At 35.2% G+C, this 20,742-nt stretch carries 20 protein-coding genes and 1 pseudogene; 14 read left to right on the top strand and 7 right to left on the bottom strand.

Going from position 1 to position 20,742, the window contains the following annotated elements:
* The first annotated feature begins 237 nt into the window (after window positions 1–237).
* The 4 genes from glmS (at window position 238) to P2Q73_RS20435 (ending at window position 3,628) form a co-directional block, all read left to right on the top strand.
* Entirely contained in the window at window positions 238–2,040 is a 1,803-nt protein-coding gene (gene glmS, locus P2Q73_RS13035; protein ID WP_275787890.1) for a glutamine--fructose-6-phosphate transaminase (isomerizing), read from the top strand.
* A 321-nt stretch (window positions 2,041–2,361) separates the two neighbouring features.
* Window positions 2,362–2,667 (top strand): hypothetical protein, encoded by a 306-nt coding sequence (locus P2Q73_RS13030; RefSeq protein ID WP_275787887.1) that lies wholly within the window; start codon window positions 2,362–2,364, stop codon window positions 2,665–2,667.
* A gap of 229 nt (window positions 2,668–2,896) precedes the next feature.
* Window positions 2,897–3,073: a hypothetical protein gene (locus tag P2Q73_RS13025; protein ID WP_275787885.1), complete on the top strand. Its 177-nt coding sequence runs from the start codon at window positions 2,897–2,899 to the stop codon at window positions 3,071–3,073.
* 375 nt (window positions 3,074–3,448) lie between these two features.
* Window positions 3,449–3,628 carry a hypothetical protein gene (locus tag P2Q73_RS20435; RefSeq protein WP_481747158.1) on the top strand — a complete coding sequence of 60 codons (180 nt, stop codon included), beginning with the start codon at window positions 3,449–3,451 and terminating at the stop codon, window positions 3,626–3,628.
* Window positions 3,629–3,947: 319 nt separating this feature from the next.
* Here P2Q73_RS20435 and P2Q73_RS13020 read toward each other — a convergent pair whose 3' ends face one another.
* Window positions 3,948–4,913 carry a hypothetical protein gene (locus P2Q73_RS13020; protein ID WP_275787882.1) on the bottom strand — a complete coding sequence of 322 codons (966 nt, stop codon included), beginning with the start codon at window positions 4,911–4,913 and terminating at the stop codon, window positions 3,948–3,950.
* 294 nt (window positions 4,914–5,207) lie between these two features.
* Window positions 5,208–6,446, bottom strand: a complete 1,239-nt coding sequence (locus P2Q73_RS13015; RefSeq protein ID WP_275787879.1) for a transglycosylase SLT domain-containing protein — start codon at window positions 6,444–6,446, stop codon at window positions 5,208–5,210.
* A gap of 337 nt (window positions 6,447–6,783) precedes the next feature.
* On the opposite strand from P2Q73_RS13015, the gene P2Q73_RS13010 reads away from it, so the two are divergent.
* The gene (locus P2Q73_RS13010) at window positions 6,784–7,731 is read left to right on the top strand and encodes a cation diffusion facilitator family transporter (protein WP_275787877.1); all 948 of its coding nucleotides are present in this window, start codon (window positions 6,784–6,786) and stop codon (window positions 7,729–7,731) included.
* 71 nt (window positions 7,732–7,802) lie between these two features.
* Window positions 7,803–8,117: an ArsR/SmtB family transcription factor gene (locus P2Q73_RS13005; RefSeq protein WP_053591409.1), complete on the top strand. Its 315-nt coding sequence runs from the start codon at window positions 7,803–7,805 to the stop codon at window positions 8,115–8,117.
* Window positions 8,118–8,274: 157 nt separating this feature from the next.
* Here P2Q73_RS13005 and P2Q73_RS13000 read toward each other — a convergent pair whose 3' ends face one another.
* The 3 genes and pseudogenes from P2Q73_RS13000 to P2Q73_RS12990 all read right to left on the bottom strand — a co-directional run bounded on the left by P2Q73_RS13000 (window position 8,275) and on the right by P2Q73_RS12990 (window position 9,774).
* Entirely contained in the window at window positions 8,275–8,646 is a 372-nt protein-coding gene (locus tag P2Q73_RS13000; RefSeq protein ID WP_056830823.1) for a YhfM domain-containing protein, read from the bottom strand.
* A gap of 65 nt (window positions 8,647–8,711) precedes the next feature.
* Window positions 8,712–8,893: pseudogene (locus P2Q73_RS12995) on the bottom strand (DUF6366 family protein); the annotation flags it as partial.
* Between the two features lie 221 nt (window positions 8,894–9,114).
* Window positions 9,115–9,774, bottom strand: coding sequence for a ZIP family metal transporter (locus P2Q73_RS12990; protein WP_275787872.1), 660 nt, complete (start codon window positions 9,772–9,774; stop codon window positions 9,115–9,117).
* 237 nt (window positions 9,775–10,011) lie between these two features.
* Here P2Q73_RS12990 and P2Q73_RS12985 point away from each other — a divergent pair, with 237 nt between their 5' ends.
* A complete protein-coding gene (locus P2Q73_RS12985) occupies window positions 10,012–10,227 on the top strand; it encodes a hypothetical protein (protein WP_231687484.1) in 216 nt (71 codons plus the stop codon).
* 180 nt (window positions 10,228–10,407) lie between these two features.
* On the opposite strand, the gene P2Q73_RS12980 is transcribed toward P2Q73_RS12985, so the two are convergent.
* Window positions 10,408–11,010, bottom strand: coding sequence for an NADPH-dependent FMN reductase (locus P2Q73_RS12980; protein ID WP_053591412.1), 603 nt, complete (start codon window positions 11,008–11,010; stop codon window positions 10,408–10,410).
* A 658-nt stretch (window positions 11,011–11,668) separates the two neighbouring features.
* On the opposite strand from P2Q73_RS12980, the gene P2Q73_RS12975 reads away from it, so the two are divergent.
* The 7 genes from P2Q73_RS12975 to P2Q73_RS12945 all read left to right on the top strand — a co-directional run bounded on the left by P2Q73_RS12975 (window position 11,669) and on the right by P2Q73_RS12945 (window position 17,727).
* On the top strand, window positions 11,669–12,157 hold the full coding sequence (locus P2Q73_RS12975; protein WP_275787868.1) for a GNAT family N-acetyltransferase: 489 nt from the start codon (window positions 11,669–11,671) through the stop codon (window positions 12,155–12,157).
* Between the two features lie 289 nt (window positions 12,158–12,446).
* A complete protein-coding gene (locus tag P2Q73_RS12970) occupies window positions 12,447–13,565 on the top strand; it encodes an ABC transporter (protein WP_275787865.1) in 1,119 nt (372 codons plus the stop codon).
* Window positions 13,566–13,578: 13 nt separating this feature from the next.
* A complete protein-coding gene (locus P2Q73_RS12965; protein ID WP_275787862.1) occupies window positions 13,579–14,772 on the top strand; it encodes a bromodomain-containing protein in 1,194 nt (397 codons plus the stop codon).
* Window positions 14,773–14,794: 22 nt separating this feature from the next.
* Window positions 14,795–15,703 (top strand): ABC transporter ATP-binding protein, encoded by a 909-nt coding sequence (locus tag P2Q73_RS12960; protein WP_275787860.1) that lies wholly within the window; start codon window positions 14,795–14,797, stop codon window positions 15,701–15,703.
* A 421-nt stretch (window positions 15,704–16,124) separates the two neighbouring features.
* Window positions 16,125–16,691 (top strand): DUF4256 domain-containing protein, encoded by a 567-nt coding sequence (locus tag P2Q73_RS12955; protein ID WP_275787858.1) that lies wholly within the window; start codon window positions 16,125–16,127, stop codon window positions 16,689–16,691.
* A gap of 223 nt (window positions 16,692–16,914) precedes the next feature.
* Complete coding sequence (locus P2Q73_RS12950; RefSeq protein ID WP_056830809.1) at window positions 16,915–17,361, top strand: GNAT family N-acetyltransferase; 447 nt, start codon at window positions 16,915–16,917, stop codon at window positions 17,359–17,361.
* 126 nt (window positions 17,362–17,487) lie between these two features.
* Window positions 17,488–17,727 (top strand): hypothetical protein, encoded by a 240-nt coding sequence (locus P2Q73_RS12945; RefSeq protein ID WP_056830807.1) that lies wholly within the window; start codon window positions 17,488–17,490, stop codon window positions 17,725–17,727.
* 251 nt (window positions 17,728–17,978) lie between these two features.
* On the opposite strand, the gene helD is transcribed toward P2Q73_RS12945, so the two are convergent.
* The gene (helD, locus tag P2Q73_RS12940) at window positions 17,979–20,315 is read right to left on the bottom strand and encodes an RNA polymerase recycling motor HelD (protein ID WP_275787854.1); all 2,337 of its coding nucleotides are present in this window, start codon (window positions 20,313–20,315) and stop codon (window positions 17,979–17,981) included.
* Window positions 20,316–20,742 lie beyond the last annotated feature (427 nt).

The raw sequence follows: 20,742 nt of genomic DNA, 5'->3' as shown, positions 1-20,742 counted from the left end.
GACTTAGTAGAAACAAATTCTTCATTCGAATGTGGAACTAACCGCAGGAGCAAAAGCCCTTCTTCGCGACGAGTAACCGCAGGAGCAAAAGCCCTTCTTTGCGACGAGTAACCGCAGGAGCAAAAGCCCTTCTTTGCGACGAGTAACCGCAGGAGCAAGTAACGAAGAATGCGAGCGTTTCTCAACAGTCTGAGGCAAGTTTATTTTGACATGAATGTAAACGGAGGAAATGAAATTATGTGTGGAATCGTAGGATATATTGGTGAATCAGATACAAAGGAAATTCTATTAAAAGGTTTAGAAAAATTAGAGTACCGCGGATATGACTCGGCGGGAATCGCTGTGTTAAATGAAGAAGGTGTAGTCGTTTTCAAAGAAAAAGGACGTATTGCAGACTTACGCGATGTAGTAGACGAAGAGGTAGGCGCTAAGCTTGGAATTGGTCATACACGTTGGGCTACTCACGGTGTTCCAAATCAGTTGAATGCCCATCCACACCAAAGTACTACAAAGCGTTTTACTTTAGTGCACAATGGTGTAATTGAAAATTATCATCTTATGAAAAAAGCGTACTTAGCAAATGTAGAAATGGCTTCTGACACGGATACAGAAGTGATTGTACAGCTTATTGAAAAATTTTCACAAGATGGTTTATCTACTGTAGATGCGCTTAGAAAAACATTGCATCTTATTCACGGATCATATGCAATTGCTCTTATTGATAGAGAAGATCAAAACACAATTTATGTAGCAAAAAATAAATCACCTCTTCTTGTTGGATTAGGAGATGGATTTAATGTAGTAGCATCTGACGCAATGGCAATGCTCCAAGTGACAGAGCACTATGTAGAACTTCATGACCAAGAAATCGTTATCGTGCATAAAGATTCTGTTGAAATTCAAAAGCTTGATGGCACAAAAGTAGAACGTGCTCCATACAAGGCAGAACTTGACATGAGCGATATTGAAAAAGGGACATATCCTCACTATATGTTAAAAGAAATGGATGAACAGCCAGCTGTTATCCGTAAAATAATACAAGCGTACCAAAACGAACAAGGCGAGCTTACAATCGACCAAGCTATTTTAGATGCACTGAATGAGGCAGATCGTCTGTACATTATCGCTGCAGGAACTAGCTATCATGCAGGATTAATTGGGAAAGAATACTTTGAGAAAGTTGCAGGTATTCCAGTAGAAGTGCATATTTCTAGTGAATTCGGCTATAACATGCCACTTCTATCAGCAAAACCAATATTTATGTTCATCACGCAATCAGGTGAAACAGCAGATAGCAGACAAGTGCTAGTGAAAATCAAAGATAAAGGCTTCCCAACTATTACGATGACTAACGTGCCTGGGTCAACCCTTTCTCGTGAAGCAGACCATACATTACTACTTCATGCTGGCCCTGAAATTGCCGTTGCATCAACAAAAGCGTATGTTGCACAAGTTGCGACATTAATGGTAACAGCATCTGTATACGCGCAATCTCAAAACATAGAATTAGACTTTGATGTTGTCAAAGAACTAGGTATTGTAGCAAATGCTGTCCAAACAATTGTCGATTCCAAAGAAGAAATGGAAGAAATTGCAACTGAATTCTTAGCAACAACTCGAAATGCATTCTTCATCGGACGTAACATCGACTTCTACGTAAGTCTTGAAGGTGCATTAAAACTAAAAGAAATTTCTTATATCCAAGCAGAAGGTTTTGCAGGTGGGGAATTAAAACACGGTACGATCGCTCTAATTGAAGAGGGTACACCGATTATCGCCCTTGCAACGCAACAAGCGGTAAGTTTAAATATTCGCGGCAACGTAAAAGAAGTAGTAGCGCGTGGAGCAAACCCATGCATCATCGCAATGGAAGGCTTTGAAGAAGAAGGCGATCGATTCATTCTTCCAAAAGTACACGAGCTATTCGCTCCACTCGTAGCAGTAATTCCACTTCAACTAATAAGCTACTATGCTGCTTTACACAGAGACTGTGACGTCGATAAACCAAGAAATTTGGCAAAATCGGTAACGGTGGAGTAAGTAAAATATTATTTGTGGCTATTTTTGTTACTTTTAAAAAAAGATTGTTACTTGAAGAGAAAGTTCGTTACTGATGTGCACCGACATTTGTCCAGTTACATTATAGTAGGTAACTTTACAATAAAGTCGGTTACTGATATTTATAACAGAATTTTAAAATCACCTCTCTAGTTTAACTGAGAGGTGATTTTTTGTTGGATACTTATGTTAAAATAGCTATTGATTGTGAAGGATTTCACTTAAACTAACGCAGCAGTTTAGTTGAAGAAGAAATCAATATGATAAAGTTAAGTAATAGTTGTTTTAAGGAGGGAACTGCATTTGGGATTTGATGTTGTCTTATATAATCAAGAAGGTAGTGAGATTGGATTTTACGAAATGAGAGAAAGTCTTCATAATGAAATATTTAATTCTAAGAAACTGTGGCGTAGTTATTTGGAACTTAGAAGATTAAGCGATTTTTATCTTACTAATGAAACTTTTTCGGGAGAGAGACTTTCTAATCTAATAACAGACCTTAATAATTACAAAGTATTTATTTCGGTAAATAAACTAAACGAATTTGAAGAATTTATAAAACAATTGTCCAGTTCGGATATAGATAAGGTACATATTGCTGGTGACTAAACCATATTTTATTGTTGAACTAACGGGTGCTTTAGTCAAAAATCATGGGTTGCCAAAGGCAACTCTTTTTTCTTATTGAACTAACGCAGCAGTTTAGTGTAAGTGTAATTCATAGTTGTCTGAACAGGGTGAGTATTGTATTATAATTGCACCTCATTAAAAGCTATATTACTATTGCTGTATAATCAATATTTAGATACGCTATTTAAATTGGAAAGGGAGGAAACTTATGAAAAAGTATATTTGTAATGAGTGTGGAGGAGAATTCTCCAAAAATCAACTCGATTCAAAATTGCTGATAGAGGGTGAGTCTTTTTGTAAAGGATGTGCTAGCAGCTTAATGGAAGCTGGAAGAGACTTTGAAGATCCAGATTGGGACGAAGACTGGGACAAAAATGGACGTTAACTAAAATAACAGAAGTATTAAGAATAGACCCCAATATAGTTGGTTAAGATTTTTTATTATTTCTTTGCTTACTATATTGGGTGCTTTAATTAAAAAAACTATTGGAAGTAATCATTATCTCGTTTTCCTCAATCGGGTGCGATTGCGGAAGAAGGTTGGCATGGGCTACCTTTTTTTTATTGGAACGAAAAATAGTCCATAAAGAATTAATAAGCATCTCTGTTCTTATTAAACTAACGGGTGCTTTAGTTAAATATTCGCTTACCGAAATAATCAATCTTTATTACAAAAAAAAGCCCCTTTTTGATCAATCTTTGTTCAAAATAGGGGCTATGATTTTCAAAATGCTTATTTTAACTATTCTACCGTTTTATATTGGATTGCGCTAAAATTCTAGGATACGGTAAGCTATCTTTAATAAGAGTTCCTATATATCTTCAATATAAATTGTTATTCAAAGATTTGTTCAATCAAATATTAGTTGATAATAATGTAGAAACAATTTCAGAAGCACCAATAATAACGAAGAATGTAATACCCCTTCCAATGAATTAAACTTAATCTTATATGATACCTAAAAAGTATATATAAAATTTAGTTGCAAGAGTGTGTTTATTAATGTGATATGTAGGTAATGAAGGGGTAATAAAACATCTACTAGAAAGGAAATCTATAGAAATTGTATTTTAATTCCTTGAGAAAAAGCATTAATTGTAACCTTGAAATAAAGTTAAATTAAATCTATAAACCTTAATAAAAGAGCAAATAGAAAAAGTGGGTATTGAAAAAAAAGATTGCTCAAAACACGCTTTTTCTATATTCAATTGAATCATTCATTCTTTTATGATAAATACGTGGTTCTGTGTAATCTATTTCAGTTGCACTCTTCTCGAAGAGCTCGACGGCGTTCGTGCAGCACTAATAGGATAATCATCCCCATTATTATACCTAAGACGATGCCGGCCTGTGTGGTCAACAACCATGCCAATGGGTACTCTGGGGAGGGTGACGCATCGAGTCGAACTGAAGATAAGGCGGAATAGAGATTGTTGGAGAACAACGCTCCCGATGAAATCCATGCAGCAGCCATAGGGGGTAGAAACCACCTCGTTCCACGGCGGGATGATACCACCAGTATCCCCCACGCACCAACAAAGGACCAGACACCTGTACTCAATGACAGCATGTGCCACCACACATCGCGTTCACCCATGGTTGCCGGGTTGATGCCGAAAGAGCCGCCAACCGACCAAAATACCTTAATGACACCGAGCAGAATGCAGCCAGCAGCGACTGTCCTAGCCATAATGGTTTGAAGTTGTAAAGTATTTCCAGTCAATTCCTTGTAGTCGGTTGTGCCACTCAGTGCCTCTGGCCAACGTGCCATTGCATACCCTGCCAATGCAAGCGGCAAGAAGATACCGATTCCGAAAAGTGAAATCATTACGAAGATCTGCTCGTATACCCAGAAATCAGCAGCACCTGATTCTTGATCTCGAATCATAGCTGCAGGGCCTAGAACCGGTGCGATTAACAGCATGGGAACTAGCAAACCGGTACCAACCCAAATGGGTAGAGCAACCAACCACGCAGGTAGTCGCTCCCCCCATGGCTTGCAAAACGCCATTGCAAGAAGGATACCAATCGCAGCGAGAACGGCGGTAACTGCGTTTATAATGCGCCAACTGGCGTCGCCCATTTGCTCGGTTGGGAGGAAGAAACCTAAAGTCCATACGATTTTGATCAGCAGGTAAGGTGTTACTGTTATTGCAGCACCATAACCGCAAAATCTACGCAATCTCATCAATCTTGAAGCCTTCCTCTCTGTACTTATTGTCATCTATTCATCTCCTCTACAAGTTATGACTCACTTTATCTTAAAATCATTTAGTTCCTCTTTAAGTTACTAAATTTATATAGATGAAACGTCTTTGAATATCTGCTGTATAAAAAATTGTATTTCCTCATATAAATGTTCACAATCTTTATCTAAAGTTAATAACTGACTGCTGATTCTTTTTAAATGAACTCTCAACATTTACTTCAATTAGATCAATACTGTCATGATATACAATATACTCTAAAGTCCCTTTGAATTAGCAATAGATTTATTGATGGTTGGTAAAATTGCAAGTTATTGTGCAAGTAATGCTAACTTGCTTTTAGATGGTGTTTCGTATTTTACTTTTGTGGACTTCTGAACGTAATTTCCACCACCTACACCATATAAACCGCCATGATTACTCTTATAGTTATAAACTCGGTATTCTTCGCCTTTTTTCAAAGTACGGACCGTAGTCAATGAACCGTTACTCTCCATTTTGACCAAGTTTGTATTAGATAGAATAGTAACTTTACCTATTTGCCCTAATTTTAGTTCTGTTTTTCCCCACATAACTTTTATAGGGGGTACATCTACATCTAACTTTTTCTTAATGTACGCAGAGGATATATAACCAGTTAACTTTTGATCCTTAGTTTTAACTGGGTACCATACAAATTGGTTTATACTTGTCAAAGATTGATCATAGAAGAAATTTCCTTCAATAATCAAGGTAGTATTTATTGGTAAGGATTTTGCAACTGAAGAAGTACTAGGTTGTGACCTTAAATTTACATTGTCTTTTGTGATCGTTACTTTGTCTCCTATTTGAAATTGATATGCAGAGGCATGCAACTGATCAGTTAATGTATATTCCTTCTTTTTGAATACAATATTTTCACTGCTATTAGGGTCATATTCAAAATCAACTGTATTGAAAGGAAATTGCCCTAATTTTGTATCGTTTATGTAACTATCTTTTTCAATAAACGAAAAGACTTTTTCTTGATAGGCCCCTATATTCTTCAAGCCACTGGATTGATAAAGAGGACTGTTAGCAGGCTTTATACCGTTATAAGCCATGACGGGAAAGTACCAATTTTCGATTACTTCTGGTCCTGTCTCTTTTATTTTAGGTAGATCTTTACGGTGATACATACTACTAAGGATTTCGACACCTGCCTGAATATTGTAGTTGATATCGTATTTCAATTTCTCTTGATCATATCCTAGTTGATTGGTAATTTGCATAAGACCGATCCCATTATCTTTTGAGATAACAGGCTGGCCATTCTCATCAAATTGTTTCCAACCACCATTTTCTTTTGAAGCCACAGCTTTAACAACTTCGGGAGGGATATTTGCTTCTAAAGCTGCATTCGTAAGTAAACAGTTCATATGCTGAAAAGCGGGATTTTGATTTTGCTTAATTTCACCATATGATGAACATTTAGATGTCCATGTTGACTCAGCGGAAGCTTCTTCGTAAGACCAACTCAGGAGCATTAAACAAGTTAATAATCCAGCTGCCCCAATTTTGATTGATTTCATTCATTTATTCCCCATTCATTTAGTATTTTATATTTATTAGTATATTTTACCATAAATGATTAGTGGAGAAATGATATTTAGGAATAAAATGGATGACTCTGTTAAACCTTCACAAGAATTTAAGAATTCAATGGAAGGGGCATAAACGATTTTTGATTTTAACTATTTGTTTTTAATTTGAACTTTTCGCCATTTGTAAATTAGGTTATTTTCACATGAAGGACTTTAAAAATCTTCCCTCTTTAATTATTGACAATAAATAATTAGGAATATAATATGTATATATGAATATATAATCATATATAAAAATTTAGGTTAACAATAGGGAGGGATTTTTATGGGTAATAGTCACAATCATGCACATGGAGAAAATAAAAAAGTATTACTGATTTCGTTTTTAATCATTACCATCTATATGATTGTAGAAGCGGTAGGGGGTTATATTACAAACAGTCTTGCTCTTCTTTCTGATGCAGGGCATATGCTAAGCGATGCCGTATCCCTTGGAGTTGCCTTATTAGCATTTACATTTAGTGAAAAAGCAGCAAATGCTAGTAAAACATATGGCTATAAACGTTTTGAAGTTTTAGCAGCCGTCTTAAACGGTGTGACGCTTATTTTAATAGCTTTCTTTATTTTTTATGAAGCAATTGAACGTTTTACAAATCCACCAGAAGTGGCAACAACCGGTATGCTTGTTATTAGTAGTATTGGGTTAGCTGTGAATATCCTAGTTGCTTGGATTATGATGCGTGGCAGTGATACGAAAGAGAATTTAAATATGCGTGGGGCATTTCTCCATGTGATTAGTGATATGCTAGGATCAATTGGCGCTATTATTGCAGCACTACTGATTATGTTCTTTGGTTGGGGTTGGGCTGACCCCTTAGCAAGTGTTATTGTTGCAGCACTAGTTTTACGCAGTGGCTATTATGTAACGCAAGCTTCGCTGCATGTATTGATGGAGGGCACGCCTCAAAATGTAAGTGTAAACGACATCGTTAAAATAATTGAACAGACAAAGGGAATTATGGGTGTTCATGATTTACACATTTGGTCTATTACAAGTGGTTTAAATGCGCTTTCTTGCCATGTGGTGGTTGAGGGACAAATGACGATTGTAGAGGGCGAAAAACTACTACGTAAAATGGAACATGATTTAGAACATAAAAATATCCAGCATGTGACGATTCAGTTGGAATCTACTGCACATAAATGTGATAATTCTATTTTATGTACAGCAAAAGCTGATGTCTCAGCTGCACATGCACACCACCATCACTAACGGGGTGTATTAGAACTTCCAATAGTAAAATAGTAAGTCAATAGGATTAGTTACAGGAGGTGGAAAAAAGTATGGCAGAGGAAGTACAAACTAATACACATGAATTAGATGAAGAAACACTGTTTGTCGTATCCCAGACGTTTAAAGCGTTAAGTGATCCAACACGTATTCGTATATTAAACTTACTTTGCTGCGAAGAGCACTCTGTGAATGATATTGCTGAGGCACTAAATTTGGGTCAGTCCACAGTATCTCATCAGCTCCGTTTTTTGAAAAATTTACGTTTAGTAAAATTTCGACGTGAAGGGACAACGTTGTATTATTCAAGCGATGATGACCATATTATGAATCTATTGCATCAAGCGATTGGTCATGCAAAGCATTAAAATACATTCTATATATGAATTGAAATAGAGTTGCTTCAAAAAATTTTGAGCTACTCTATTTTTACTTATAGATTTTTTTAGTTCTTATACGTTTTGTAAGAGAAAGTTTAAGTGATTGTTATATAAAAACCCTTCCTATATTTCCCTATATCAGCCATTAGTTTAAAATCTCGACTATTTTTTTTGCCGAACTTTCTGAAAGACTATAAATGGTATGAGTATCATTTGTATTCATTATTGTGCCATGTTCATCACTTATCCAAAGAAAATAAGATTTATCTCCAAATTCAATTTTATAATCGGGGTCAACCATATTCACTATTCCTGGTTCTTTATTAGCACTGTTGAATGCATTTTTAAAATCTTTCATGACACTTGAGTCTGTATAAGTAGTCAATGAATTCTCTCCAACTTTTGAAAAGCTGTCCATTTTGTATACGTTCACTTCTTCTATGTTTTGAGATGAACATCCTATAGTCAATAGTGCTATTAAAATAATAAAAAGAAAACGTGGAAATAAACTTTTCAAGAAACCACCTCCTATTTGAAGTTAGTCGCATTTCTTGAATTTAAGTTACAGTGTAAGTAAAGTCATTAAAAAAACAGTTTATACAAAACTTTTCCAACGAATAAAATAACGATTAGTATTCCTGTCCCTTTCCAATCTAAACCACCAACTAAGTCAGCTAAGTTACCATTTTCTGCTCTACTAAATCCATCTTGTAATGAACCTGTTGAATTTTTTTTAGTTCTTCTTGTCTTAATCTCTCTCTTTTTTATTCGGGTGTACCTTCTTGAAAAAACCTATCCGACCTTTGATTTCTAATTAAAGTACCAAAAAGAGCCTCTGCCACCCTTTAATATAAGGGATATGCTGGTAAGGCTCTTTTTATTTTTGCGTGCATATGAAAAACAAAGTGACGGTTAAAATGTACAGAAAAGCGCTAGGTAAGAAAAAGAAAACCTCCTATGCATCCAAAGCTTATGAGTGCTATTGTTAATACTTTTGAAAAATCTTAATAGACTCCATGATTATTTCCTGGATGGTGATCATGTATATTGTGCCTACTGCTAAACTTATGGAAAAAGACCAAAACATTGGATCGCCAATTCCCATTGAGTTCCCTATATAAGCGCCAAAACCAACTGGGATTGCAACAATTAAAGATAAAAATAGCCATGTCCATACTCCAAGGCCCGCAATAAATAATGGAGTAAATACAATTATTCCTTCAGGTATATTGTGAAGTAAAATGGTTTGTAGAAGCGTCATTTCAATACTAGACTCTTGATTTGATCCTATTACTATTCCAATAGGCAAATTGTGAAATGAAATACTAAGGAACAACAGTATACCCGTTTGTAATGAAAAGTTATCTTTACCTTTGAAAGTTCCAAATAAATTTTTCAAAGCTTTATGTGTAATTTTAAATAAAATAACTCCAATGACAAATCCTACGATGAATGTGAGCCAATTTCCAAGGTTTATAGCCTCGGGAGCAACTTCAAAACTTAATAAACCAAGAATTAAACCAGCGCAAATACTGTAAATAGTATCTATTTTTCTTTGTACTCCTCTTAACGTCCATGCTATTACCCCACCTATACTAAATCCTAAAGCAGTGTAGATATAGCCCATTACCCAAATCAAAGACAATTGATCACTCCTACTATGTTCACTCTGTCTGTCTTTATGTTTATATGGATATTGTCATGCATTTATGAAAACGAAATTAAATTCATGTGAATGACATTTCTAAAAGACACTTGCGATTAGTGCATGGAAGGTACCTCCATAAATTAGACTGTCCAATTATTTAGTAAAATTATTTGATTATAGAATAATTAGCCAAGTAATAGCCAATAAATAGTTTATATTGGAGGAAAGATAATTATGATAATAAAAAGTGATGAAGATAAAGTAATTTATTGCTACAGCTGTCGCAAAAGGACCTTATTTACACGTAGAGATATGAACAATAATAGTGGTGTAGAAAGTCATTGTAGTGAATGTTCATATGTTTGGTTTGAATGGCAAAACCGAGCAGTAGAGCGAGAAAAAGAAAAGTGGGTTGAATATAATACGATATTTACAAACAACTCTATTTAATATTCCTTGCTTAATAAAGTTAACTATAACTACTTTTTCATAAAATTGACCAAGTAGAGTCTAAGTTGGCTCTACTTGGTCTTTTGCATCTCTATTAAATAAATTTTACAAATTCACCGACTGGCTTTCGATACCCACGCCATACACATTTTGTGAAGTGTAACAATTTAAACTATTAAATTACTTACGAACAGTTTTTAGTGCATTAGTCCAAGGAATAACTTGGTCTAGCATTTGGTTTACTGAATCAGCTTGTACAGCTTTTGGTTTAAATACAGTACCGTTTTCAAAGTCAGTGAAGAGGGATAGTGCTGGATGAACGCGAACATGTGCTACAAGCAATTCACTTAAAATGCCACGTAAATGTTCTGCTGCACGAGCACCACCTACGGAACCATATGATACGATACCAGCTGCTTTGTTATTCCACTCATCTCGTAAGTAGTCTAAAGCATTTTTTAATGCGCCGGTAATGGAGTGGTTATATTCTTGAACGATGAATACGAATCCGTCACAACCATTGATTTTTGCACTCCAAGCTGCTGCACCTGAAGCATCGCCACCTGGTTCACCTAAAAGTGGTAACTTAAATTCTGCAATGTCGATGATTTCGTACTCAGCGTCTCCACGCTTGTCTGCTAGTTCTTTTACCCATTCTCCTACTTGTGGACTAACGCGTCCCTCACGTGTACTTCCTAAAACTATTCCAATTTTCAACATGTCATTTCCTCCTATTTGTTCTTCTTTAGTGTCTAATCCAAAAAATTTTCTAAAAAAACTCATTGTTCTACCTCATATGCTTTCTTAAATTCATTGTGTTTCTTACTGTATAGATGGGTCATACTAATAGTGGTTATAGTAACGATTTACATACCTCTCATTCGATTACACCACATAATCGCTTGCATGGAAGGAAACATGTGCATTATGTAAAACTTATTGTATTCTACAAAATAAGCACACTAATTCTTCCCTCACCCCCTTTAATGGTTATTGTTTGATCGACATAATCTATGATGGATTATGCCAGGTTGGTTCTTTATACTAGTATGACCAATTAATATTCTGTCGAAACGTGTTCCTACTAAGTAAGTACAACGGAAATTTGAATCGAGATATTTTTTATAAAATAGAATATATTTTACCTCGGATTCGAGATATATATTTAAAAAATTTTCGTTCTTACAAATTATTTTACCTTTAATTAAAATATCTTTAATTCGAAATAAATTTAACATAAATTCAAAACAATTGTCAACATTTTGTTTTAATATATTTTGTATTACGGGATTTATAGATATACAAACCAAGAGTATAGAGCAACAATTACAAAAACGATTAATGAAATCTAGATGTTATTATTTCATCTCCGTTTTAATTTAACTATTTCTACATCAAACACATTGAGCTATAGTTAAAAGAAATGCTAGGGGGTTTTTAGATGTCTGTTACACTTCGTGAAGTTTATGAAAACGAGAAAACAATTTTACAAAACTTATATTCTTTTTATCTTCATGACCTTTCTATGTTCACACCAAACATTACTATCAATGAAAATGGATTCTTTGATTACGAAGATCTCTATTTGTTTTGGACAAATGAGGGTATTTCTCCTTATTTCATCGAATCTGAAGGCAACATAATTGGCTTTATACTTCTTTTGGAAAGACCATTTTTAAAAAAAGAAAGCGATTTCTGCATTAATGATATCTTTATTCTAAATAAGTTCAAAGGGAGGGGCTATGGAATACAGGCAGTTAAAGAGTTATTTGAAACCAAAAAAGGTCAATACTATGTTATTGAACTTGTAAATAATCTCCCTGCCGTATCCTTTTGGAGAAAGATATTCAAAGTATTTAATATTGATTTTGAAGAAAAGAATCAATTAATTGATGACGAACCTTGCATAGTCCAGACATTTAAAATCTAAATTAATAAGTAGAATCCTATATGAAAGAACGGTAATTAATATAACCGTTCTTTTTTTTACCATTTCAATTCGTTTATACATAAATACTACCAATAATAGACGACTTATTATCAGAGCTAGCGGCAGTATTAATGGAAGAAGGAAGGAGAATATCATAAAATTTCCAACTATCTAAAGGGATATTTTATGTGCAAGGCGAATTTATTAAGTATGAAACTTTGTTGGTGTTACTTTCTATATTAAGCGGTCTAAACATTTTGACTGCTAGGACAGTATTTGGGGGATGCCTATGTGGAAGATATTAAAGACTAATTTTATTTTAGAGAAATCAAATAAGAAAAATATTTTAGCTAGTATTATCTTGGCAGCATTTGTTTTTGGATTAATTTTATTTGTGAAAACGGAGGATTTAGGAAACTTAATAAAAGAAAAAGCGGGTGAATATCAATCACTTTCTTCCGCGTTGAGTAAATTTCAAAATGTTGATGCTACTGATAATGGGAATGGCAGCGACTTATATAAGAATTTAGTACTTCAGCAACAATATGTATCTAAACAAAGAATGGCACTAAAAATGAATCGGCCTGAGTTGTATTTGGAAACAGCGATCGACCTTGCAAATTTAAGAACGGAATCATTTCATATGGAAGGATATGAGGATGTTGCAAGTAATCTACCTTCAAAGGTAGAAAATCAATTGGATCTTGTGTTTTATCAGTATGTAAAGAACACGGGAATTTCGTTATCCGTTAATTCGCTATCTTTCTTTCAGTTTCTTGCTTTTTTATTTGGTGTACTAGGTTCTGTATGGTTTATTTTCATGAGTATTTATACTTGTGGGATCATGATAGAAGAATTCCAACATACGTCTATAGTTAAAGGTTATCCTATATCCTTTGATAAGTACGTTTTATCTAAATGTATCTCATCCATGCTTATAGTAGGTGTATTTCTTCTGGAGTTATTTGTTTGCAGTCTGTTGTTAGTTTTTTTTAAGGGACTAGGAAACCCATCCTACCCTATTGCTATCTTTAATGGTAGTTTTGAAGTTTATCCAATATATAAATACATAGGTGTATCTGTACTTTATATGATTTGTATTTCTATTTTTACAATATTACTATCTGTAATTTTAAATGTTTTATTGAAGAATATGTATTTGACACTGTTTTTGCAATTGTTATTGTTTATTTTTCCTATGTTATTTCCGGACATGATGAATTTTGTTCCGTTTAATCCATTTAACTACTTGAATTTTACTAACCTATTGAACGGTCAGACACTCGATCTTGCAAACCCGGCACTCTTAAATAGCACACATGGACTTATTTATATCGCGTTGAGCATAGTTATAATGGTAGTCGCTATAAAGTTATTCTTGACTACTGGGAAGTTAAAGAAGGTATAAGGTGAGTGAGATAATGTGGTCGTATTTTAAGTTTGAATTTCTTCAATTTATATTCAATAAGAAGAATATTGCAATTTATGTCATTCTTCTTTTCTTCTCGTGTTATTATGCACTAAAAATAGCTCCAGCTTATAACCCTATTGAAAAAGTAGATGTAAGTGAAATGGAGGCTCGTTACCTAACGAGAGAAGAATTTCTAAAGAATGTTGAGATAAATGACGGGACTCACCCTTTAACTAAATTTGCTGCGCAAATATTCCCTGAATGGAATGAATATGACAAAGAAAGATTAGAAGCTATCAAACAGCACAATTTAAATGAGTATGCAGAAGCTACATTTAAGTGGTATGCATACTCTGATGCGATAATCTTCCGTTATGGAGGTGATTTCCTCTACTATAATCCGAGATATTATACGTATGGAAATAATTATGCGAGGGAAGATGGACACTTCGCGTATTCGTATTCTGCAAGTCGGTTCGAAGGGTATACAAAAGGGAAATCGGATTTAACTATAAATGTTTTCGAGGAAAGGACTGCGTTGCAAACATTGCAACGTCAGTTACACTCTTACCTGCCATTTATTCTCATTGTTAGTTGTATACTCTTCACAGTCGATATCGTCATAAAGGATCGTAGGAATCCAACACTGTTACAAGGTTTGCCTCTTTCAGATTGGATAAGGTTGATGATAAAAGGAGCAGTTTCCTTAGTGGGGAGTATCCTTGCAATTATTCCACTTTCTGTAGGTCTATTGATAATTGGTGTCCAAAATGGTTTTGGTGATTTTAACTTACCAGTTCCGATTTATCATTCTGTTGAAGAATTATTTTCAAATATAACGATTAGGGAATACCTGATCCAAAACGTACTATTTTTGGTTATCTGGTTTTTATTCATTATTTCATTGCTACTACTTGTAAGTGTGACGCTCAAATACGAGTTTGCAACTTTATTGATAGGTTGCGTGGTTGTAATTGTTGAATTTGCTTACTTTAGTAGAGGGATTGGAGTATTTCGCGATGTTCAATGGTATCCAACGAGCTATGTTCAGGTGGGACAGATTATTTCAGGTTATCGAAACTATCTTTATGGTACAGATGAACTCACTTTTGGAACTGGACTCTCCATAATAGGATTATGTACGTGTATTTTTTTATTACTCACTTTCTTAATAAGCAATCATAAAAAATTTAAGCTATTGTAGTTTGAAGATTTGGAGGAAAGGTATGATTGAATTAAAAAATATTGGTGTTCAATTTTCAAGTAGAGACATTTTAAAGGATGTTTCTGTGCTGTTCAATCCAGGAGAAATTATTGGTTTGGTAGCTCCTAATGGGACGGGGAAGTCAACGCTTATGAATGTGATTATGAATTATATCAATCCAAATAGTGGGAAAGTTATACTAAATAATGAGTTGGAATATACAAACAAAAAGAATGAGGTAAAAATCCATCAACTAGTATCCATGATGCCTGACCAAAGTGACTTGTATAATCAGATTTCTGGAAAAGAGCATTTAAAAATTTATTCCTCCATATGGAATAGTAACCCAAAACTGATTGACAGTACAATAAAAGAACTAGGGATGGCGTCATATATAAATAAGAAGACAGGTACGTATTCTTTGGGAATGCGCCAAAGACTTTGTTTTGCGATGCAAATTGTATCAGACACCCAAATCATGTTAATGGACGAAGTCATGAACGGATTAGATCCTACTCATGTCGAACTTATTTCACAGATACTCGTTAAAAAGAAGTCTGAAGGAAAAACGGTTATTGTAGCTTCTCATTTATTAGATAACTTAGAAAAATATGCAGATCGAATTTTTTTTATGAGAAATGGTGAGTTAATCCTAGTTAATGTCATTTCGCCAGGGTTCGAAGAAAGAGAAATCACGACTGTACGGGTAACAGAAATGACAGAGAAGATAAAAGAAAAGTTATCAAAAGAGTTTGCAAAAACCAATGTGCGATTATTACCAAATGGCGTTACTTTAATAGATGTTCGTGGATATGATTCAAGGAAATTAGGAACGATTGTAGAGTTTCTTAAAGACAATCAGTTAACAGAGTTTAGCATTGGGAAAGTTACATTGAATGATTTATATTCCATGTATTATCAAGAAGGATGACTTTTGTGAGGGTTAATATAAAAGGGAACAATACAACTATAATTTGTAGTAAGCCTGAATTTTGATATTTCACTAACGGGTGCTTTAGTTAAACAAGACCATCAGTTTGATGGTCTATTTCTTCATCCAAAAAATCAAATAAATCTAAGAAATCCATTGTGGTTAGTTTAACAAGATGAATGGTAAAGTTAGAGAATCAAAAGAGGCTTAAGTAAAGTTAGGTGAAAATTTTTATGTACAGTTAGTTGAACATATGAATGCTGTTGTGTTTATTTACCTATCCTTGTATTATCGCATTTATTATTTTATATTTAAGATAAAAAAATTAGTAATGTTTGATAAATAAAACTCACTTTTTTTATTCAACTAAAGGACAGTTTAGTCTTAAACCATTTAGAGTAACAATAAGGGGGAAACTTATATGACAAAGAGAAATAAGGAGTTGTCACTAGAACAACGTGAGGAACTACTCAGAACTTTGAAAGCCCGTTTTGAGAAAAACATGAACCGCCATGAAGGTCTTGAATGGGCTAAAGTCCAAGCTAAGCTCGAAGCTAATACTGAAAAACTGTGGTCGCTCAATGAAATGGAAGGAACAGGTGGTGAACCGGATGTTGTTGGCCATGATAAAGAGACGGGCGAATACATTTTTTATGATTGTTCAGCAGAAAGTCCTAAAGGTCGCAGAAGTGTTTGTTACGACCGTGAAGCACTGGATTCAAGGAAAAAACACAAACCAGAAAATAACGCTATTGATATGGCAACTGCCATGGGCATTGAACTTTTAACGGAAGAACAGTACCGAGGGCTGCAGAAACTTGAAAATTTCGATTTGAAAACGTCGAGCTGGGTGCAAACACCTGCTAATATTAGACAACTCGGCGGGGCAGTCTTTGGTGATCGTCGCTACGACACTGTCTTTGTGTACCACAATGGAGCAGACTCCTACTATGCTGCAAGGGGATTCCGTGGCTCGCTTAGGGTTTAAATTTTGAATAGACGGCTAAATTTAAATTTGAGAACGGATCACTTGGAGAAAGGTTTTAATTTCATTCTTCAACTATCAGAGGCATTAGCAATAGATTAAAGAGCTGGAATAGGCAGCTCTTTTTTTTATTCAACTAAAGGCGCCGTTTAGTAGAATAAAATATTTGTTTTTTCATGTTAATATGAATCTATAACATAAATGTGCACAAAAAGGAGTTGTATTAATGCAAACTCATAACATTACAGAAGAAGATTATTATAAAGTAATGGATGTTTTGAATGATTGGTGGGGTGGTCGCGAGATGACCCATTTGTTACCTCGCCTGTTTTTCGAGCATTTCCAGTCAACAAGTTTCATAGTTAAAGACAATGAAGTATTATCCGCATTTTTAATTGGATTTGTGTCTCAAACAAATTTAAACGAAGCATACATACACTTCGTGGGTGTTAATCCAGAATTCAGGAAGAACGGCTTAGCAAGAGAGCTATATGAATTGTTTTTTGCTAAGGTTCGAAACTTAGGTTGTAGCACTGTCCGTTGCATTACTTCACCAGTTAACGAGGGTTCTATCTCATTTCATAAATCAATGGGTTTTTCCGTATCCTTAAAAACTGATTACGCTGGTGTTGGACAAGACCGTATTTTATTTTCTAAAAATATTGCTATTTAAAATTATCCTTAATCAACTAACGGGTGCTTTAGTTGAACAAGTGGCTGCCTGTAAGGGTAGCTTTTTCTTATTGAACTAACTGGGCAGATTAAGTGGAAGAAAGAAAAAGATAAATGGAGGTCGAAAATGTTGTTATTATGGCAACTTTCATTATTTGTTTCAATTGCAGCTTTATTGGTGGGTATTGTTAAAAAGTCTTCGGTATTCCTACTAATTAGTACGATTACATTCATACCGATAGCATATTATTTTTCAGGGGTAAATAATGCTTGGAAATATGTTGGTTTGACTCCAGTCCTACTACTTGTTCTAACGATATTAATTTGGTTCATAAGTAAGAAAAAAACGAGGTCAATTAAAGGGTAAATCGGAAGCGATTGTTTCAACGGGAACAGTCGCTTTTTTACTTAAGAAGCAGGTTAGTTAAATAAGGACAGGACTTTTTTATATGACTCTTCACTGATTATTATTGTATTGAGTTTGATGGCTGTATTTTTAAATGCAAAATAGCCGAAAATATGTAAGTGGTGAATAAAAACTCACATATTTTCGGCTGATTAATATTCTTCTTAATTAGGTAATTGTCACAAGTGTTTATCGTTAAAATTTCGACTAAGTCAAGCTTGGATAAAACTTTCCCGCAAGACTTTTCTCAATAATGGGGTTGGTTCACCTACACTGTAAAGTTGCAAATAATGCATAGCTCTGGTGCAAGCTGTGTAGAATACTCTACGAACGCTCTCATCGCCGTATACTTCCTCTGATGCGTCATAAATGATGACAGCGTCGAATTCGATGCCTTTGGACAAATACGATGGTATGACAACAACTCCTTGTTCATATTCAATCGAACCGTTCTTCACTAGCTTAATATCATCGATGTTGGACAAGGCTTCGTATGCACGCTTACTTTCCTCAGCTGATTTACATATTATAGCAATACTGTTATAACCAAGATTTCGCAAAGTCGCGACTTTGGATGCTATGCAGCGGTGCAGTTCTGTGTGATCGAGCAATTGTGTCAGCACAGGTCGCTCACCATCGCGTTCAAAAGGAATAATCCGTTCGCCGTTAGGAACTAGTCTGCGTGTAAATTCGATAATCGGTTTTGTGGATCGGTAGCTGCGTGTCATGTTGATCACTTCCGTTTCAACCTGTCCGTATAAGTTCATAAGTGTGTGAAAATCATCCTTTTCGCTTGCATGGGCGAATATCGCTTGATTAAAGTCACCTAGCACAGTCATTCTTGCCGAAGGAAATAAACGCTTTAGAAACTCGAATTGAAACGGTGAATAGTCCTGTCCCTCGTCAATAAGTATGTGCTTTATGGAGCGGTTCGACTGAAAGCCTTGAATCAGCTCTTTCATAAATAAGAACGGAGTAGCATCTTCGTTAGATAGTTTGCCTTCATTTAGCATTTCCAACGTCGCTTGACAAATCTCTGCCCACTCCGCGGGTGTTTCACCCTCTATCCACTGTTTGATCTGCAGGGGGTCAGCAAAAAGCTGCATATAAATCCCCTTAATGTCGATGAAATCAAATGTTCGGACTCGTTTACGTGACGGCTTCAATTTCTGTTGAACAATCAATTGGGCAAGTGCTTCAGGCTCTATCTCATAATCGGCAATCGATTCTCCTTTAAAGCTGCGTTTTTTCGCTAAATAGGTATGGACCTTATGGTACTCTTCGTTGCTAAGCAGCTCGATTTTCTCCTGTACCCACGGCTTAGTTAGTTCTGCCTTTTGAGCTTCATTTATTTTCTTAATTAGCCAATCCTTTAATTTTTCAAGTCGATTATGAAATCGGAGTGAAGTATCGTTACTATAAAACCTTTCTGCTATTTGCCCCGCAGTAACAATCGGCTTACCTCTGAAGTTTATATCCTTGAATAACATTCCAGATAACTCTAATGACTTCCTATATGATTCAATTGCTCTGAAAAAAAGGAGTGATGCTTTGAATCTAATGCTCGCAACCCTTGGTCTGTAGGAAGGGGTATTCGTTGCAGTTAAAACATATTCCAATTGTTCGTAAGGATTTTCAACTTGAAATTCTTTACTTAGTCGATGGTCTAAGTATTCCTGAAATGTGACCTGCTGCATATTCTCTTCTCCGAGTTCTGGCAGCACATTGGACACATAACTGTTAAACATCGAATTAGGTGAAAAAAGAATAATTTGATCAGCAGTCATACTATCTCGATATTTGTAGAGCAAAAAAGCAATCCGCTGCAGGGCGGCCGATGTCTTGCCACTGCCAGCAGCACCATGAACAATGAGCAGTCTCCCACGATCATGACGGATGATTCGGTTTTGCTCCTGTTGGATGGTAGCTACTATATTGTGCATATGTTTGTCTGTGCCTTTGCCCAGCACCTGTTGTAAAATCTCGTCTCCAATGGTGAGACTTGTATCGAACATAGATTGGAGAACACCGCCACGGATTAGATATTGCCCCTTTTTCTCTAATAAGCCTTTGATTTCCCCCCCAGGTGTTGCATACTTGGCCGGTCCAGTTTGGTACTCATAGTAGACACTTGAGACAGGCGCCCTCCAGTCATAGATAAGAAATTCTTCGCCACTTGCATCCTTAAGTGTGGAGATTCCAATATAAAATTGTTCCTGAGTAGATTCTCCTTCTTCAATGAAATCGATTCGTCCGAAGTAGGGAACCTCTTGCATACGTCGAAGCTTGGATAATTTATTGGATACATGTCTATTGGTGCTTTGGCTTACTGATAGAGCCTGAGCCTCTTGTCTCAAGCCGATGATGGTCTCAAGATAATCGTCGAAGGTATCAACATTCACCTTGACTTCATCCCAAAAGTGTTTGCGCATATTAACTAGTTCGTTCCGACGTCGAGAAGTTTCTTCCTCTAATCCGCTGATTCGCTCCGTTATTGTCTCAATTACACTTTCCACTCGTTTTTGCTCCTGCTGAAATTCTGAACCCATAGCAACCACTCCTTAAAAAGATTGGTATTGACAAATGAAAAAAGTATGTTGTATAATATATAATAGGGATATAATGCTCATTATTATTTTTGGCATATATCTATATAAATTTACCACAGATTCTCATTTTTTTCAATGTATTGGACATGATTTCTATGCTTGTCGATTCTTAATATTACTTTGCCAAACATACACCAATTGAATGCAAGAAACACACACCCGCTAGATAAGAGGGTGTTTTTTTGACCACATTTTTACTTCGAATATAGAAACCATAAATAATTGTTGTTTCTTTTTGATAAAAAATTTTATTTCTTATTCAACTTACTGTGAAGGTTAGTTTGAGAAGTATAAAGCAAAAACCACCACAAATTGGTGGTTAATTACTTTATTATAAGAATTATTTTTGAACTATTACATCTCAAAT

The organism is Bacillus sp. Cr_A10, from assembly GCF_029222665.1.
Lineage (GTDB): Bacteria > Bacillota > Bacilli > Bacillales_A > Planococcaceae > Psychrobacillus.
This window is presented reverse-complemented; position numbering and strand designations above follow the sequence as displayed.